This window comes from Lysinibacillus sp. NPDC096212 (assembly GCF_044763105.1).
Classification (GTDB): domain Bacteria; phylum Bacillota; class Bacilli; order Bacillales_A; family Planococcaceae; genus Lysinibacillus.
This window is the reverse complement of sequence record NZ_JBIWFQ010000004.1, coordinates 47,172-61,621: the sequence shown is the minus strand read 5'-3', so window position 1 is coordinate 61,621 and position 14,450 is coordinate 47,172. Positions and strand designations below refer to the sequence as shown.

General features: G+C 36.5%; 16 protein-coding genes. 6 read left to right on the top strand and 10 right to left on the bottom strand.

Annotation, left to right across the window (positions count from 1 at the left end):
* Positions 1 to 249: 249 nt before the first annotated feature.
* Complete coding sequence (locus tag ACIQ7T_RS05225) at positions 250 to 915, bottom strand: phosphopantothenoylcysteine decarboxylase domain-containing protein (protein ID WP_402868994.1); 666 nt, start codon at positions 913 to 915, stop codon at positions 250 to 252.
* Between the two features lie 626 nt (positions 916 to 1,541).
* Positions 1,542 to 2,417 (bottom strand): LysR family transcriptional regulator, encoded by an 876-nt coding sequence (locus tag ACIQ7T_RS05220; protein ID WP_402868992.1) that lies wholly within the window; start codon positions 2,415 to 2,417, stop codon positions 1,542 to 1,544.
* 134 nt (positions 2,418 to 2,551) lie between these two features.
* Between ACIQ7T_RS05220 and ACIQ7T_RS05215 the strand changes: the two genes are divergently transcribed.
* The gene (locus ACIQ7T_RS05215; RefSeq protein ID WP_402868990.1) at positions 2,552 to 3,451 is read left to right on the top strand and encodes a DMT family transporter; all 900 of its coding nucleotides are present in this window, start codon (positions 2,552 to 2,554) and stop codon (positions 3,449 to 3,451) included.
* Between the two features lie 132 nt (positions 3,452 to 3,583).
* On the opposite strand, the gene ACIQ7T_RS05210 is transcribed toward ACIQ7T_RS05215, so the two are convergent.
* The 5 genes from ACIQ7T_RS05210 to ACIQ7T_RS05190 all read right to left on the bottom strand — a co-directional run bounded on the left by ACIQ7T_RS05210 (position 3,584) and on the right by ACIQ7T_RS05190 (position 6,415).
* A complete protein-coding gene (locus ACIQ7T_RS05210) occupies positions 3,584 to 3,931 on the bottom strand; it encodes a general stress protein (protein ID WP_370077410.1) in 348 nt (115 codons plus the stop codon).
* 218 nt (positions 3,932 to 4,149) lie between these two features.
* Positions 4,150 to 4,590 carry a Dps family protein gene (locus tag ACIQ7T_RS05205; protein WP_370077409.1) on the bottom strand — a complete coding sequence of 147 codons (441 nt, stop codon included), beginning with the start codon at positions 4,588 to 4,590 and terminating at the stop codon, positions 4,150 to 4,152.
* A 230-nt stretch (positions 4,591 to 4,820) separates the two neighbouring features.
* Positions 4,821 to 5,027: a hypothetical protein gene (locus ACIQ7T_RS05200; RefSeq protein ID WP_402868988.1), complete on the bottom strand. Its 207-nt coding sequence runs from the start codon at positions 5,025 to 5,027 to the stop codon at positions 4,821 to 4,823.
* 113 nt (positions 5,028 to 5,140) lie between these two features.
* Positions 5,141 to 5,335: a hypothetical protein gene (locus ACIQ7T_RS05195; protein ID WP_402868986.1), complete on the bottom strand. Its 195-nt coding sequence runs from the start codon at positions 5,333 to 5,335 to the stop codon at positions 5,141 to 5,143.
* A gap of 117 nt (positions 5,336 to 5,452) precedes the next feature.
* The gene (locus ACIQ7T_RS05190; RefSeq protein ID WP_402868985.1) at positions 5,453 to 6,415 is read right to left on the bottom strand and encodes an RpnC/YadD family protein; all 963 of its coding nucleotides are present in this window, start codon (positions 6,413 to 6,415) and stop codon (positions 5,453 to 5,455) included.
* Positions 6,416 to 6,583: 168 nt separating this feature from the next.
* On the opposite strand from ACIQ7T_RS05190, the gene pepF reads away from it, so the two are divergent.
* The gene (gene pepF, locus ACIQ7T_RS05185) at positions 6,584 to 8,398 is read left to right on the top strand and encodes an oligoendopeptidase F (protein WP_402868983.1); all 1,815 of its coding nucleotides are present in this window, start codon (positions 6,584 to 6,586) and stop codon (positions 8,396 to 8,398) included.
* Positions 8,399 to 8,628: 230 nt separating this feature from the next.
* A complete protein-coding gene (locus ACIQ7T_RS05180) occupies positions 8,629 to 9,612 on the top strand; it encodes an SEC-C domain-containing protein (RefSeq protein WP_370077405.1) in 984 nt (327 codons plus the stop codon).
* Between the two features lie 298 nt (positions 9,613 to 9,910).
* Here ACIQ7T_RS05180 and ACIQ7T_RS05175 read toward each other — a convergent pair whose 3' ends face one another.
* The gene (locus tag ACIQ7T_RS05175) at positions 9,911 to 10,102 is read right to left on the bottom strand and encodes a zinc-finger domain-containing protein (protein ID WP_132358910.1); all 192 of its coding nucleotides are present in this window, start codon (positions 10,100 to 10,102) and stop codon (positions 9,911 to 9,913) included.
* A gap of 477 nt (positions 10,103 to 10,579) precedes the next feature.
* Here ACIQ7T_RS05175 and ACIQ7T_RS05170 point away from each other — a divergent pair, with 477 nt between their 5' ends.
* Positions 10,580 to 10,972, top strand: a complete 393-nt coding sequence (locus ACIQ7T_RS05170) for a ribonuclease HI family protein (protein ID WP_370077404.1) — start codon at positions 10,580 to 10,582, stop codon at positions 10,970 to 10,972.
* 356 nt (positions 10,973 to 11,328) lie between these two features.
* Complete coding sequence (locus ACIQ7T_RS05165; protein WP_370077403.1) at positions 11,329 to 11,997, top strand: C40 family peptidase; 669 nt, start codon at positions 11,329 to 11,331, stop codon at positions 11,995 to 11,997.
* A 41-nt stretch (positions 11,998 to 12,038) separates the two neighbouring features.
* On the opposite strand, the gene ACIQ7T_RS05160 is transcribed toward ACIQ7T_RS05165, so the two are convergent.
* Both ACIQ7T_RS05160 and ACIQ7T_RS05155 read right to left on the bottom strand, forming a co-directional pair.
* Entirely contained in the window at positions 12,039 to 13,235 is a 1,197-nt protein-coding gene (locus ACIQ7T_RS05160; protein WP_370077676.1) for an MFS transporter, read from the bottom strand.
* On the bottom strand, positions 13,235 to 13,633 hold the full coding sequence (locus tag ACIQ7T_RS05155; protein WP_370077402.1) for a MarR family winged helix-turn-helix transcriptional regulator: 399 nt from the start codon (positions 13,631 to 13,633) through the stop codon (positions 13,235 to 13,237). Before ACIQ7T_RS05155 ends, ACIQ7T_RS05160 begins: the two co-directional genes overlap by 1 nt.
* Positions 13,634 to 13,862: 229 nt before the next feature.
* Here ACIQ7T_RS05155 and ACIQ7T_RS05150 point away from each other — a divergent pair, with 229 nt between their 5' ends.
* The gene (locus tag ACIQ7T_RS05150; RefSeq protein WP_370077401.1) at positions 13,863 to 14,417 is read left to right on the top strand and encodes a DJ-1/PfpI family protein; all 555 of its coding nucleotides are present in this window, start codon (positions 13,863 to 13,865) and stop codon (positions 14,415 to 14,417) included.
* Positions 14,418 to 14,450 lie beyond the last annotated feature (33 nt).

The window sequence follows — 14,450 nt, the reverse complement described above, 5'->3', positions numbered from 1 at the left end:
TACAATATTTGTTATCAAAGCTTCTTTTTAGGCCAAGTTGCCGGTATTTCGTTTCTTGCAAATAATTCTATAATTCAGAAAACCCATTGTCAATATAAATATTACAAAACTTAGTTGTTTACTAAGAAATAAAGGAATATGAAGTATGTCTATAGTTATGCCAGTAAGTATCACTATAGACTTTACGGGGGAAAAAAATAAAAACTGCGCAGATCAATTTGCCTCTACACAGTTTTTGTTTTAATCATTTTATAAAAGATCCATTAATGCTTTCGCTGTCTTTTGCTTGCCCATAACCTTTATCGGTTCGCCTTTAGCCGGTACAATCCAGTGTGGCTCATCTCCACCATATAAAGACTGTGAGCTATTTGCTACCATAAACTGAGCGTTGGCCGATTCCATTCGTAGGCGTGCACGGGACAGTAAAAATTCCTCGTCATCTGTTGCCTCAAGTTTAAAGCCCACTAATGTAACTTTTGGCTGCCACCCTTTAATTTGACCTAATACTTTAGGTGCCTTTTTAAAGTGAATGATAGGTGGCTCATCAGATGGCATTTTACCTGCTTCCTCCATTAAATTCCCAGATTGATCATACACTTTGTCAATGAGCCAATCAGAACCTGCAGCTGCCATAATAACGATATCTACTTGTTCTTCCTGAACAGCATGTCGAACTTTCTCACCTAAATCTTCAATACCTTCAAATCGAATGGTACGCATTTTATCTTTGTTCTCAGGAAGCTGTGCAAAATAACCATGCATATACAATACGTTTGCCCCAGCCTCTAGTGCTGCTTCAGCTAAATAACAGCCCATCGACCCTTTCGATAAATTCGTATGCCCACGCACACGATCCCATTTTTCAAGTGTTCCCCCACTTGTAATGAGTACGGTCTTACCTCGTAATGTCCCCATACACTCACCTTTTTTCTAATCAATTTCACCTTGGCGTAATTGTAGCTGTCGCTTTGCTTTCGCTACAGATAAACAATGCGACCGGATTTTGAATTGTGCCTAGGCCTGCACGAGGACCGACACGATGTCGGTCATTTCGGTAATGCCACAGGACGTGGCGTTTTTACCGATGCAGGTCAGTTAGCCGTTTTCGCAGGATGCGAAGATTTTAGGCTAATATCCTTATATTCATTCCTTTGAAAATCCGTGACATCCGCCGGAGGCTTTGGGCCAACAAATGTTTTCTGTGCGAAAGCGCAGTGCTAACGCAGCGTCAGCAGCATGATGTTGGTCACTCAGTCGTGTGTTGTTGCTGACGCTGCGCTTTCGCACAGATAAATTGCCACAGGACGTGGCTTTCTTAGGCTGAGTTCCTCTATTTCAGTAGGTGTTTGGACACCCACTGAAAAAGTAATCAAAATTGCATTCATCTCACCTCCTTTAGAGGTGGGAATCTTCTGTACCTGTCGCTACGCTTTCGGTACAAAAAAGATCTGCTGAATGAAGATAAATATACAAATACTATTTTAACGTAATGCTATGTTATGCTTCAATGTTGTTTTTATAAGGTTGGAGTTAAATTAATACTATTTCATATTTTGCTCTTTTAACCAGGAACTTAATATCTCAGCAAATTTCTTGGTCACTGGTGATGCCTGATTTTTCATAGCTATTCCTATTGTGCGATAGCCACCTTGTTTTAAAGGTATAGCTTTTATCGTAGTAGGCAAGTTATACGTCACTAATTTCGGTAAAATACTAATTCCAAGCTGGTGAGCAATCATCGAAATGATCCCTACCTCTTCTGATAGTTCAAAGCGAATATTTGGCTTTACGTGATATTGCTCTAACAGTTCTTTTACATCATTAGTGCCTTTATATGAAGTCATGATAAATGGCATGTCTTCTAGTTCAACAATATCAATTTCGGCTTTATTATAAAGTGGACTTTTATCGGAGACAATACACAGCAATGGATCCTGCTGAAGTTCGGTAAACTGAAACTGCTTAGATTTTTGACCATTTAAAAATCCCGCATCAACCTCTCCACTCAATAGCCATTGTTCAATTTCATAATAATCTCCCTCGCGCAATTCGACTTGGATACCAGGAAATTGATTGTCCATAATACGAACAATTTCCGGCATCCAGTTTGAAGAAATACTTGAAATTACACCAATTCTCACTTTCCCTCGAGTAACGCCAAGTATATGTGCAGCTTCTTGCTGTAACAGTTCTTGTGCATCGAGGACATGTCTCATTGCCCTTAGCATTACATTACCTTCACTTGTTAACGTAACACCTGCTCGACTTCTGTGAATGAGTGCAAAGCCGAACTCCTTTTCTAAGCTTGAAACAGCATGACTTACAGCAGATTGGGTTAATCCCAATGCTTCCGCTGCTTTTGTAAAGCTAGCTACCTCAGCCACTTTATTTAAAATCTCATATTTGACTAAACTCATCGCCTTGTCCTCTATATACATGAATTTTTTTAATACTAACCATTATAAACATTCGTTTTACTAATCACAATACAAGATATATAGTAAATTTTAGTATAAAAACTGTTTTAGTACACAGATAGTAGGTGAGCATAATGAGTATCCAAGGAAAAGCAAATTTATTGATGGTTATAGTGACAATGTTCTGGGGCTTATCTTATACTTTTATGGTAATGGGGCTTGAAACATTGGCTGTTTATAATGTGGTGGCATTGCGTTGTATCATCGCATTTTTCGTAGCAGGTATTATCTTTTATAAACGCATGATTAAAGTCAATGTTAAAACATTAAAATATGCAGCTATACAAGGGTTTCTATTATTCATTGTGTTCGTTCTAAGCTTATTCGGACTAGAAACCACATCGGTATCAAATGCTGGTTTTATTTTAAGTCTAACAGTTATCTTAGTGCCTATTTTCAGCAGTTTTATTGAAAAGAAACTACCTTCAAGAGCAGTTAGCTTTGCGATTATTTGTACAATGATTGGGATTACAGTTTTAACGGCACATGGTTCATTTGCCTTTCAAAAAGGGGATATTTTAATAGCCATCGCTGCACTATGTTATTCGTTTTATTTACTGTTAAACAGTTCATTTACACGGAGCGTTGAATCAATTTCTTATGGCATTTACCAGCTTGGTTTTGCTGGACTTTATGCACTTGTATTAACATTCATTTTCGAAACGCCAACACTTCCAAATACAACGACTTCTTGGATTGCTATTATAGGACTTGGTGTCATTTGTAGTGCATTTTGCTTCGTAGGTCAAACTGTTGCACAACAGTTTACCTCTGCTACACATACAGGACTAATATTTTCCTTAGAGCCAATTTTCGCAGCGATGTTTGCCATGATGTTTATTGGTGAAGGAATAACGGTAAAAATAGTAATTGGTGGTAGCTTTATTCTAATTGGTAATCTTGTTGCCCAATTAGAGCATCTCCATGTTTTACGCTTTATTAAAAAACATGAACATGAAAAAGCTATAAATTAATTCTTACAACACAAATAAACAGAGTGGTGCATGTGCACTCACTCTGTTTATTTTATAACTTACTTATTGTTCAAAAGGAAACTCTCCCTGTCACACGTGAATCAAGACGAATAACAATCATCTTACTATACATTATGTCGTCATAGGTTCAGTTGAATGCTCAGCAAATAATACGATGACACCCTGTTCAACGAGATGAGCATAGTAAGCTGTTTGACCTTCCGTAAGATCAAATCGCTTAAATCCTTCTTTTACAGCCGATTCACCGGTAAACCAAGACTTAATTTGATCAACCCAATTCCCAACCTCATGTGTTTTAACATTAGCATCCCATTTCACACCTTCAAATTTACTTGGATCCTTTGCAATAACGTAAATATCCTCTATTTGATATGCATCTAATTGCATACTTTCTAAAATATGAAGCATTTCTTCCCTTGTATGGGCCACTTCAATTTTTTGGTTTTGTTCATTTATCATGCTCAATTCCTCCTAATTTGTATGGCTTACTTGGTATCTACCCTTCCTATTCAAGAAAAAAACCTTTTTACCTATTCTTTTAACGAACTGTAATATTTGTAATATCTCTGTAATACATATTCACCTTTTGAAACAATGGTCTTAAACTTTCAAATATCAAAAAATAGGCAACGGAAGTGAATTAAGAAGTCCCATCGCCTATCATTTACTTGTGGTTATTAATGTCCGAGGAAGGCTTTCAGCATCCATGTATGCTTTTCTAGGGACTGATACATAGCATTTAGTATATCCTCTGTTCGATCGTCCCCTTCTTCTGCCGCAAGCTCCATTGTTGAATTTAAAGCTTTCATAAGTGTTTGGAAATCGGCAATGGTTGTAGCCACCATTTCCTCTGTCGTCTCATTCCCTTTTGCTTCCTCTACAAAGGACAGCTCAAGATGTTCTTTTAACGTAGCAACTGGTTTTCCATCTTTCGAAAGAATACGTTCTGCAATTTCATCTAGATTTAACGTTGTTTCATTATATAATTCTTCAAATTTTGCATGTAGTGTAAAGAAAGCATTCCCCGTTACATACCAATGATAATTGTGCAATTTCGTATAAAGTACAGACCATGTAGCTACAAGTTTATTCAATTGTTTGTTTAAGTTTTGTGACATTATTTCTCCTCCAATGTGCCAGTTGTTCTAGCCTTTAGTATGCGTTGCAAAGTATGCTTGCTATACACACATTTTTTCATTGAAAAAAATTCTAAGGTCATCTGTAGATACAAAAAATACAAAACCAAAACATTTTCCACTACATAGCCAGCCCTAAAAAACAGATGGATTACATTAATTGGACGTTTAAAAATCACAACAAACCTATAAGAGATTATCATACAATTTGACTACTTCAGTTCCTTACGAATTTCTTTTATCTTTGTTATTGGAAGCTTTGAAACTTTTGCAATCCACTCATCGTCAGCACCTGTTTCAATCAAACCGCTGATTATTTGTTTAATAGTTTGTTCAATTCCTTGTTCGATTCCTTCCTGCCTTTCTAATTCCAAAACTCCAGCAAGTGTCGGCGGTAAATCTTCTTTATTTAGATGCAAAATTTCTTCATCCCCTTTAATTTCATCTTTTACGGCTCTTACAAGCTCTCAAACATATTTTTTGTAGTTTCATTTGTCTTTCAACAATAGTGTCTAGATCTAATACTTTTTAATTATTTCAGTTCCTTACGAATTGCTTTTATCTTTGTCACTGGAAGCTTTGAAACTTCAGCAATCCATTCATCGTCAGCACCTGTTTCAATCAAACCCCTGATTATTTGTTCAATTCCTTGTTCAATTCCTTCCTGTCTTTCTAATTCCAAAACTCCAGCAAGTGTCGGCGGTAAATCTTCTTTATTTAGATGCAAAATTTCTTCCTCCCCTTTAATTTCGTCGTCTTTTACATCTCTTCCAAGCTGACTAAACATATTTTTTGCAGTTTCATTTGTCTTTCAACAATAGTGTCTAGATCTAATACTTTTTAATTATTTCAGTTCCTTACGAATTGCTTTTATCTTTGTCACTGGAAGCTTTGAAACTTCAGCAATCCATTCATCGTCAGCACCTGTTTCAATCAAACCCCTGATTATTTGTTTAATGGCTTGCTCAATTCCTTGTTCAATTCCTTGTTCAATTCCTTCCTGTCTTTCTAATTCCAAAACTCCAGCAAGTGTCGGCGGTAAACCTTCTTTATTTAGATGCAAAATTTCTTCCTCCCCTTTAATTTCGTCTTTTACATCTCTTAAAAGCTGCTCAGACATAGATTTTGGTAGCTTTAATAAATAATCAATGAAGTAAAGAAGCGCACGTATCTCTGTCCGTTCAACATTACTTAATAACCATACTTCTCTTAGTAATGCTCTTTTGTAAGCACTACGATGGCTCATTTCGTTTTTTGTTTGATTTAAATAAATTGATGCTAGTAAAGCTTTACTAAGCAGCTTCGGTGATTTTTTCAATTCTTCTTCATCAAAATCTGACACGACAAACTTGTTAAATGTATAAGTTATTTCTGTACCATAATATCTTTCATGATACTGATTCGTGCTTTTGGTACTCGTATCTGTAAAGATTGCAATGGCCACAATCTTCTTACCATAACGATCACTGATACGATAAAAATACTCAAACATTCGCTTCGCAAAATGCACTTCATCTACTGCTTGTATCTCTGTATGGACAAGAATCCATTGCTCTGCCCCACTCTTTAGATGAACCTTCGCAATTTGATCAGCTACCTTGCGCCCTTGACGATGTTCAATAATTTCTTTGAAAAGCTCTTGCTGTAAAAACTCCACTTGCTTAGAAAAATCAACTTCTGCATGTAAGTCTGGCAAAAAGAACAACAAAAAATCTTCAAACAAATCCGCAATTAACTTCTTCCATAGATTATCTTGATTCACTTGACTAAGCTTATATACATCTGGTTTCTCCCAAACTAGCTGCATTATAACTACATCCCCCCTTTAACTTTAAATCTATTATAACTATTACGAACAAAGTTTCCACTCTATTGTTATATTTTTAAGAACATTGAAACTATTTTCTATAATTATTTCACTTTCCGAAATAGTTTCGTTATAATGGAATCACTTACTAAAAAGGGGTGTTAATTAATGGAGGTATTGCCATTACGAAAAGATGTACCAGTAGAACAAACATGGGATTTAACAGTTTTACTTGAAAATGACGCGGATTTTGAACCTGCTCTAGCGAAGCTTGTGGAAGATGCAAAAAATTTCGAAAGCACGCATCAAGGTACAATTACGGATGCTCAAAAGGTAATTGATGTTTTAACAGCTTATGAAGCACTATATGAAAGCATAGTTCCTATTGGTACTTATGCAAGCTTAAATAATCAAGCTGATCATACAGATAATGAAGCCCAAATGCGTGCTGCAAAATATGGTACAGCAGTCGGAAAAATAAGTAGTACAATTTCTTTTGTACGCAGTGAATTACTAGCACTAGATGAGTCTATTTTAGAAGAAGCTGCTACATTAAGCCCTAAATATAAAGTCTATATAGAGGAATTATTAAAACAAAAGCCTCATCAGCTACATCCAGAGGTAGAAAAAGCACTAGCTGCATTTAGCTCTACTTTTGATGCACCATATGAAACGTATAATACGACAAAGCTTGTAGATATGCATTTTGGAGAGTTTGAGGCCAATGGCGAAAAACATCCACTTAGTTTTGTATTATACGAAAATGATTGGGAGTTTGACGCTGATACAAATGTTCGCCGTGCAGCTTTCCAAGCATTTTCGAATAAGTTGCGCGATTATCAGCACACAACTGCAAAAATTTATAACACTCACATTCAACAAGAAAAAACTATGGCTGATTTACGAGGTTTTGATTCTGTCATTGACTATTTATTATTTGATCAAGATGTTGATCGTACGCTTTATAATCGTCAAATAGATCTGATTACGAAAGAGCTTGCTCCGCATATGCGCCGCTACGCAAAGCTTATTCAACAAGCAAACGGCATTGAAAAAATGACATTTGCTGATTTAAAGATTGCCCTTGATTCAGACTATGATCCGAAATTAACAATGGCTGAAGCAAAAGAATATGTTGAAAAAGCATTAGACGTTTTGGGTGAAGATTACAAAGAGATGCTCGAAAAGGCGTTTAACGAACGCTGGATTGATTATGCACCTAACAAAGGTAAATCGACTGGGGCATTCTGTTCAAGTCCATATGGTAGTCATCCGTATATTTTAATGTCTTGGAATGAACGTATGAATGAGGTATTTACTTTAATTCATGAGCTTGGGCACGCAGGGCATTTTGTGAATGCACATGCCAATCAATCTTATTTTAACAGTCGTCCTTCGTTATACTTTATCGAGGCACCATCAACAATGAATGAAATGCTACTAGCTAATTATTTATTAACCCATAACGATGATCTTCGCTTCAAACGTTGGGTAATTTCAAATATTGTATCCAAAACGTATTATCATAACTTCGTCACACATTTACTTGAGGCAGCTTATCAACGAAAAGTATATGAATTAATCGACGCTGGAGAAGCTGTGAATGCTACTGTTTTAAATCAATTAAAACGCTCTGTATTAGAAGATTTCTGGGGTGACACTGTCGATATTACTGAGGGTGCAGAGCTTACTTGGATGCGTCAACCGCACTATTATATGGGCCTATATCCATACACATATAGCGCTGGCTTAACAATTTCTACACAAGTATCTAAGCGTATCTTAAAAGAAGGTAAGACTGCTGTAGATGAATGGCTAGCAGTCCTTCAAGCTGGAGGTACGAAATCACCTGTAGAGCTAGCTCAAATGGCAGGTGTCGATGTTACAACAGACCAGCCGCTACGAGATACGATTGCTTATATTGGTCAACTTATTGATGAACTAGAACGATTGACGACTGAAATGGAAGCTGTCAAAGGCTAAACAAAGCGAGAACCATCTACGCTATTTCTAAAGCGTAGATGGTTTTCTTTTTTTTAGGTTCTAAGCAGGAAAATACATACATATACTAGAATCAGGCCGTCCTTCTATGTTTTTTGATATTTCTAAATAGACAATCATTTTTCTTCGTACAAATGTACCGTTATTATTAATTGTATGCAATTTATTTAGCAAAATTCTACTAACAATTTTCAAAGGAAGTGTTTCTAATTATGGTAAAACGTAATGATCCATGCCCATGCGGTAGCGGCAAAAAATATAAAAAATGTTGTGAAGGTAAACAACAGGTTACCGTAGAAGCTGTAGCAATCGAAGAATTAGAGCGTGTACTACAAACATTTTACTTAGAATATCCTGAACGTAAAGATGTTCGTGCCTATATAGAGCATGTAGGTACATGGCAACCTAAATTAGAGAGCGTACTGCAAAGAGAGCTGATTGAGGCGATCGCGTTAGACGACTTCTTCTTCCACCAAGACCCCTCTATTTGGAAAGGTTACTTAAAGAAAACAAAGAAAAAAACGGTAAGACCTTCTACGGTAAAAGTGTTAGAAGGCTGGTCACAACCTCGTCTATTTGTTGGTTCCGTGTCAGTTGTAGAAGAAAAATATTTCAAGGCTACACATGTGTTAACAAATGAAGAGATTAATATTCGTCGTGAAAATGACAAACCAATCCCTGAAGGTATGCATGTCTTTGCATTCATCTTACCAGATGGTACAAAAAAATCAGAGCATTATTTAGCTGTCTCAACGCTTATCTTCTTCCCAGAAGATCATGCTAAAGTATTTGAGCAATTCAAGAAAAATTTTGAGGCTTCTGAGAAAAAGGCTGGAGCATTCTTAAAAGAAGAGCATTTATCCTTCTGGGAATTACTTGTGTCAAACGGTTATAAAGGCGAGGAGTTCACGAACTTTGAGAGCAATGTAATCACACAGGTAAAAGATTTCCTTGAGCAAAATGAGCGTGAAACAGCTCCTATGTTAGAGCTTTTAGAGGACTATTTAATTGAAGGACAACCATCTGCGCGCAAAGAGGCGGCCATTGCTGCCGGCGCAATTCGATATGGTCAAGAAAAAGAGCTATTCGAGCCGTTATCACTGACTGTAAAAGAAATTGCGGCGACGTTCGATATTTCAGCTTCCTCTCTCACAAAATACTACCAAGACTTAAGTAGCTATGCTGCAACTAAATAATGATTAAAATAGCGCAACACACTCTATGCAATTTTAGAGTGTGTTGCGCATTTTAGTTTACATAGAAAAAAGCTACCTTTATTATCGGCAATGAGCCAACAATAAAGGTAGCTTTTTCCACGGTAACCAACCATCACTATCATTTCCGAACATATTGTTATTTATGCATCGAATTTAGTAAATATGATTATTTATTGAGCAAAAATGAAATAAGCTTTATTTTATTTAAACATAGTCTGTTTAGTTCCTATGATTACTTTGCCATAGTTGTAAAACATTTCTGTAATGGTTTAAAACATTATTTACTATACACCTTCAAGAGCTCTTCTCCGAGAAATTGTAGTCGCTCTCCTACAGTGCAAGCTTCAATACAGAAACGGTGAGCTCCAGGTTTACCACGATCTTTTCGTAATTGCTTTATGACTAAGCAATCAGCACAATACGTATCATGTAGTTCATCAATATCTTTCATAACCGTCACTTTATCCAAATTGAACTCTCGCTCCTTTCACGTCCAAATTTCGCTTCTTACTATTATGAAGTGAACATTTTGAACAAGCAACTATTTTGTTTAACCATTTAGCAAATCTCTTTTGTAGCGACAGGTAAGTAAGTTCCCCACCTCTATAGGTAGTGAGATAAAAGCGGATTTGAGCTACTTTTCTTTTCAGCAGGTGATCCAAAGCCTCCGGCGGATGTCACGGAATCGGAAAGGAGTTCTTAGAGGATGTTAGCCTAAAACCATCGCATCCATGCGATAACGGCTAACTGACCTGCATCGGTAAAAACGCTACGTCTTGTGGCATTACCGAAATGACCGACATCGTGTCGGCCCTCGTGCAGGCAAGACAAAGCCGATTCCGGACGCAATTATGCCGAGGCATAATTGATCATCAACTAAGATATTGTGAAAAAGCACTATTGATGTACAATTAATGTATAATCTAAATCAAAAAGTAGGGATTTTATGTTAGAAGTATATATAGATGCTGCTAGTGCAGGTAATCCTGGCCCAAGTGGTATTGGGATATTTATTAAAGGAGAAGGCCATCATATACAAATCAGTGAGTATATAGGGCAAACTAATAACCACATTGCCGAGTTTACTGCCTTAGTTCGCGGTCTTGAGGAAGCACGAAAGCTTGGTTCAAACCTAGTCTCAGTGCGCTCAGATTCAAAAATTGTTGTTGCCTCTATGGAAAAAGAATATGTGAAAAATGAGGAATTTAAACCTTATCTTGAGCAGGCACTTACACTTGTGAGTAGCTTCGATTTATTTTTCATCAAATGGATTCCAGATACGCAAAACAAAGCAGCAGATGCACTTGCACGTAAAGCGATTCAAAATGAAAAAAATTAATTTATAGGGACTGCCTCTTGTCTTACCAAGAGTCGGTCTCCTCCTTTCACTTCATTCAGATACTTAATATCCCCCAATATTTTAATTTTTATCATCTTCATTTTCATATATAAACAAAATATATGCCATGCTCATAAGGAATCGCCAAGTCCTCATCCAATTAACTTACATACTTGGCATATATATATAAATATCTCCCCTGATTTTTGATGATAAGCCATAAATCAATATATTTTCCAATTATTATTAGTATAATTTGTATCCTCAATGTTATTTTATTGACATACTATTGTAATATTACAATGTTAATATCATATATGTATTAAGTTTTTAAAGTTATTAGGAGGATACATATTATGAAAAAGAATAAAAAGTATAGATGGGGATTGAAATTAGCTACATTGGCTTTAAGTTCATCTGTACTTTTTTCAACAATTGACACAGCATCAGCGGCAACTTATACAGTAAAATCTGGTGATTCTTTATGGAAGATTGCCAATCAGTATGGTGTTACTTATCAAACATTGATGAAATGGAATAACTTATCTTCTACGACAATTCGCGTTGGACAAAAGTTAAACCTCAATACCCCACTCACATCAGCAACAATATCAACACCTACACCTAAACCAACAGCTGCAGCTAAACCAACAGTTACACCTAAACCAACAACTAACCTAGTGCAAGTTGCTAAAAAACAATTAGGCGTAAAATATACATTTGGTGGAAGTAAACCGAGTACAGGTTTTGATTGCTCAGGCTACGTCACTTACGTATATAATAATGCTGGTATTTCGACAGCTCGTAAGTCTGCAGCAGGTTTTTACAGTACAGCTAAAAAAGTAAGTTCACCTCAAGTAGGTGATCTAGTATTCTTCGCTAATACATATAAAGCTGGTATTTCACATGTAGGCATTTATATTGGAAATGGTCAAATGATTAGCGCAAGTGACGGTGGTGTTTCTATTGCTAACATTAATAGCTCTTATTGGAAAACACACTTTGCTGGATATGGTCGTATATAGTGAATAAAAAAAACAGTTGGGATTCCCCAACTGTTTTTTCTTTATACATGTGCTACTTTTTTCGATTTTATTTTTGCTAAACGTAGTAAATAAATGATAAAGACTACAACTAGCAAGCCTGCTCCAGTTAGATAAACAGAAGAATAGCCTGCTTGCACGGCCACCATTCCTAAAATGTATGAGCCAAGCGCAATGCCAAGGTCAAACATCGTAAAGAACGTTGCTGTTGCATAACCACTGCGTGTATGTGATGTAGATTGTATAGCTAATGCTTGTAAGCTTGTAGTTACTGCCCCATAGCCTAATCCAATAAAGATGGCTGCAAATAAAAATAATGCTGGTCCTGAGACAAATGCGAGCATAACAAGACCGATAGCAAAGAGTATAATACCAGGTATAATAACAAACTGCGGCCCTTTTGTATCATAAAGTTTACCTGTATATGGACGTGTAATAAGCATTGCTGCTGCAAAAACTGCATAAAATAGACTCGCTACAGCCATTAAATCTTTTTGCTGTGCGTAGACTGATAAAAACGATAAAATACTCGAATATGAAAAAGCTACTAAACTAGCAATCGCCGCAACTGGAAGTGCACGACGTTCAAATAAATCATCAAATTTAAATGTCAATTTACCCTGATGTTCAGGCTTGGATAAATCATCAGTTTTTATCGTTACAGCTAGGATGCCCCCTGCTAATATACAAATACTCATCACAATAAATAATACATTGAAGCTACTATATTGAATAAGTAGCAAACCGATAAATGGTCCAATAACTACTGCTAAGTTAGTAGACATTGCGAAATAGCCTAGACCTGTACCTTTTCGATTGGCTGGCACTATATCTGCAGCTAAAGAGCCAGCAGCTGTTGTAATAATACTAAAGAAAATCCCTTGAATAAAACGTAGTCCTAGTAAAAGTCCAAAAGGATGAATAAATAAATATAAAACTGTACATAAAAAATACCCTATAATTGAAATAACTAAAAGCTTTTTCTTCCCAAAAACATCTAATAGTTTACCCGAAAAAGGACGAACGAAAATGGCTGATAATAAAAATCCTGATATTAACAATCCCGCTTCCTTGTCTGTCTGGTGCAACTCACCAATCGCATATAGCGGCAAAGTCGTTACCAATCCATAAAAAACAAAAAAGACCGAGATATTTGTTAAAAAGAGACTAATAAACCGCTTCGTCCATATTTTTGTATTCCCCTCTTGCTGCACGTCTATCAACCTTTCATTTTTTCCAATAAAATTATAAATTGCTGTTGTTCCTCGACAGTCAATGCCCCTACCATTTCTTCCTCAAAAACTAAGATGGTTTTAGTGATAGCAGGCAAATGTTCCTCTGCAAATGGTGATAAAGTAACGATTTTTTCACGTTTATCTTCACCTTCAATTCTAAGCACCCAACCTAAAGTCTCGAGTCGAGTAATTGCTCTAGTTATACTCGGTGCCTCAACGTTTAAATACTTCCAAATTTGTGTTAATGTCATTGGCCCATGATTATGTAAGCAATATAAAATAGCCCATTGTGAGCTATACAAGTTATGCTGTTTCAGTACTTCATTTAAACAATTCGTTAAATAACGACTTTTTTGGAATAAAGCATGAAAGATAGGATTCATGTTAGCAACCTCCTAATTTATTTACCTAGCTAAATAAATACTATACTCTTCATTTTTTTCGTTGTAAAGCAAGTTGTTTGAAGGTGCATTGTAGGAGCAATGATCCCCAGCCGACTGTCGTATGATTCATTATTATCAGCGATTCTCTCCGATGTACTAAATATCAGAAGGGAATTTTTTGAAAGTGTCGAATTAAGCTAATAGATTACAAATAAAAGGAGATGGAAGCATGGGGAAAAAGGTATTAATACTTGCAGGAGACGCAGTTGAAGCTTTAGAAATTTTTTATCCTTATTACCGTTGTCTTGAGGCTGGCTATGATGTAACGATTGCAGCACCATCCGCGAAGAAATTACAGACTGTATTGCACGATTTTGTTGATGGTGTCGATACATACATCGAGCGTACAGCATATGGCTTAGAAGCACACGCATCCTTTGCAGAAGTAGATCCAGCACAATTTGACGGGCTCATCATTCCTGGTGGACGAGCGCCAGAGTACATTCGTTTAAATGAACATGTTCCAGCACTAGTGAGCCATTTCTTTGAAACAAATAAACCAATCGCTGCTGTATGTCACGCAGCTCAAATTTTCGCGACCATTCCAGAAGTTCTGAAAGGACGTGAACTAACAGCCTATATTGCATGCAAGCCCGAAGTTCAAGTAGCTGGAGCGACGTATATCGATACTAATCTTCACACAGACGGCAATTTAATTAGTGGTCATGCATGGCCAGATTTACCTGGATTAATGCGAGAATTTATTAAAAAGCTAGAAAGCTAACGGAATGAGGATGCCCGAAAGTAGGCATCCTCG

Coding starts and splice junctions, on each gene's coding strand:
- ACIQ7T_RS05225 (WP_402868994.1), bottom strand. CDS start 915: ATGGGGACATTACGAGGTAAGACCGTACTCATTACAAGTGGGGGAACA.
- ACIQ7T_RS05220 (WP_402868992.1), bottom strand. CDS start 2,417: ATGAGTTTAGTCAAATATGAGATTTTAAATAAAGTGGCTGAGGTAGCT.
- ACIQ7T_RS05215 (WP_402868990.1), top strand. CDS start 2,552: ATGAGTATCCAAGGAAAAGCAAATTTATTGATGGTTATAGTGACAATG.
- ACIQ7T_RS05210 (WP_370077410.1), bottom strand. CDS start 3,931: ATGATAAATGAACAAAACCAAAAAATTGAAGTGGCCCATACAAGGGAA.
- ACIQ7T_RS05205 (WP_370077409.1), bottom strand. CDS start 4,590: ATGTCACAAAACTTAAACAAACAATTGAATAAACTTGTAGCTACATGG.
- ACIQ7T_RS05190 (WP_402868985.1), bottom strand. CDS start 6,415: ATGCAGCTAGTTTGGGAGAAACCAGATGTATATAAGCTTAGTCAAGTG.
- pepF (WP_402868983.1), top strand. CDS start 6,584: ATGGAGGTATTGCCATTACGAAAAGATGTACCAGTAGAACAAACATGG.
- ACIQ7T_RS05180 (WP_370077405.1), top strand. CDS start 8,629: ATGGTAAAACGTAATGATCCATGCCCATGCGGTAGCGGCAAAAAATAT.
- ACIQ7T_RS05170 (WP_370077404.1), top strand. CDS start 10,580: ATGTTAGAAGTATATATAGATGCTGCTAGTGCAGGTAATCCTGGCCCA.
- ACIQ7T_RS05165 (WP_370077403.1), top strand. CDS start 11,329: ATGAAAAAGAATAAAAAGTATAGATGGGGATTGAAATTAGCTACATTG.
- ACIQ7T_RS05155 (WP_370077402.1), bottom strand. CDS start 13,633: ATGAATCCTATCTTTCATGCTTTATTCCAAAAAAGTCGTTATTTAACG.
- ACIQ7T_RS05150 (WP_370077401.1), top strand. CDS start 13,863: ATGGGGAAAAAGGTATTAATACTTGCAGGAGACGCAGTTGAAGCTTTA.